Below are 1,810 nucleotides of genomic sequence, written 5' to 3'. Positions count from 1 at the left end.
CGTCACCTCGGCCAGGCCGTCGGCGACGCCGCGGTCCGCCCGCGCGCTCCCGCCCGCGGCGGTCTCGGGCCCGGGCTCGGGCCGCTGGGCGGCGGGCGTCTCACGGGACGCGTCGTCGCCGGTCGAGCCGCCGATGTTCGGGCCGCTCCCGGTCCGGTCGGTCATGTCCGTGCCCCCAAACCCGCCCACTTTCTGCTCCTTCAGAGTAACGATCGCCGGGCCGAATCGTTCCTCGTGCGCCGTCCGTCCCGTCCTGCCCGGCAACGCCCCGGCGAGCCTGGCCACGCCGACCGGACGGCGGAGAGGCCCGAGGTGCCGGGCATGAGGACGGGCCCGGACGATCGCCGTCCGGGCCCGTTCCGCAGCGGGTGAGACTCAGATCTCCAGGTTCTCCTCGATGCCCTTCATGTGGTGGCGGGCCAGGGCGAGGTTCGCGCGGGCGCGGTCCAGCGCCAGATAGAGGAACAGGCCCTTGCCCTTCCGCCCGGTCACCGGGCGGATGATGTGGTACTGCGCGCCGAGCGTGATCAGGATGTCCTCGATCTCGTCCTTCATCCCCAGCTGCTCGATCGTGCGCATCTTGGAGCGCATGACCTCGGTGTTGCCCGCCGCCGCGACCTGCAGGTCCAGGGACTTGGAGCCGCCCTGGACGCCCAGCGCCATACCGCTGCCGTAGTCGACGACGGCCGCGCCGACCGCGCCGTCGATCGCCATCATTTCCTTCAGAGCCAGATCCATGTTCGACACGGGGTCTCCCTTCACTCGGATGTGCCTGCTCGTTCGCCGTTCTCAGCCGCCGGACGCGCGTGCTCCCGCCCTCGCCCGGCGTTCTCACCCGCTGTCAGCCCGGGCGGCCCGCGCCGCCCGAGCCGTTCAGCCCGCCAGGGCGGCCGGCACTGCCAGCAGGGCTGCCGGGCGTGATCGCGGCCAGCCGGCGGGCGATCGCCCGCGCCGCCGGACGCGACTCCAGATGCAGCCGCCCCACGTTCACCTCGGGGCCCGCCAGCACGGTCAGGGAGGCGTGCCACCCCGCCGCGTAGACCGCCACGTAGCCGCCGGTCCCGTGCACGACGACCTCGTGGAACCCGCCGCCGTGCGCGGTGGCCGCCAGCCGGTGCGACATCGCCAGGTGCGTCACGGTCAGCACCGCCATCCCGGCGGGCTCGACCGAGGACGGCAGGTCGTGGGCCAGCAGCCGCCCGTCGGCGGCCGCCACCAGGCTCCCGACCAGCCGGTCCAGCCGGGCCCGCAGCCGCTTCAGCTCCGCCACGACCTCGGCGTCGGGAAGGTCGGGCGACGGCCCGCCCGACCCGGCGGGCCCGGACGCCTCGCCCGGCGCTCCCGTCCGCGTCCACCGGTCGACCAGGGGGCCGAGCCGGCGTCGGCCGCCGGTCACACCTGCTCCAACGCGGCGCGCAGCCGCATCAGCGTCTCCAGGTCCACCGGCGGCTCGAACCGGGCCGGGACGGCCTCCGCCGGATGCCGCACCCGCCTGCGCAGCGGCCCGCGGGCCGCCACCACCGGACGCTCCACCATCCCCAGCGCGGTCAGCGCCCGTACCGCCTCCAGGCACACCACCACCGGACGGCCCAGCTCGGCGGCCACCCCGGCGGGCGTGCGGCGGCCGTCCACGGCGAGGGCGACCTCGGCCTGCACCGCCGTCAGCATCATCCGCTGCCGCGGCACGCGCCGGACGGCGACCACTGGGGCCGCGTCCGCCAGGGCCAGCGGCCAGCCGCCTGTCCAGCCAGGCGCCGAAGATCGAGCCGGTGCCCTTCAGCCTCGCGATCTTGCCGTCCATGCAGTCGAG

3 protein-coding genes are annotated in these 1,810 nt (G+C 75.5%); all 3 read right to left on the bottom strand.

Annotated elements, in window-relative coordinates; all coding sequences use genetic code 11:
* Positions 1-375: 375 nt before the first annotated feature.
* The 3 genes from AB0J52_RS38825 to AB0J52_RS38815 all read right to left on the bottom strand — a co-directional run bounded on the left by AB0J52_RS38825 (position 376) and on the right by AB0J52_RS38815 (position 1,686).
* On the bottom strand, positions 376-738 hold the full coding sequence (locus AB0J52_RS38825) for a hypothetical protein (protein ID WP_500188052.1): 363 nt from the start codon (positions 736-738) through the stop codon (positions 376-378).
* Between the two features lie 103 nt (positions 739-841).
* Positions 842-1,396, bottom strand: a complete 555-nt coding sequence (locus tag AB0J52_RS38820) for a roadblock/LC7 domain-containing protein (RefSeq protein WP_500188051.1) — start codon at positions 1,394-1,396, stop codon at positions 842-844.
* Positions 1,393-1,686: a hypothetical protein gene (locus AB0J52_RS38815; RefSeq protein ID WP_500188050.1), complete on the bottom strand. Its 294-nt coding sequence runs from the start codon at positions 1,684-1,686 to the stop codon at positions 1,393-1,395. Before AB0J52_RS38815 ends, AB0J52_RS38820 begins: the two co-directional genes overlap by 4 nt.
* Positions 1,687-1,810 lie beyond the last annotated feature (124 nt).

This window comes from Spirillospora sp. NPDC049652, from assembly GCF_040675125.1.
Taxonomy (GTDB): domain Bacteria; phylum Actinomycetota; class Actinomycetes; order Streptosporangiales; family Streptosporangiaceae; genus Spirillospora.
Note: the sequence above shows the minus strand (reverse complement) of the source record. Positions and strands in the feature narration are given on the sequence as shown.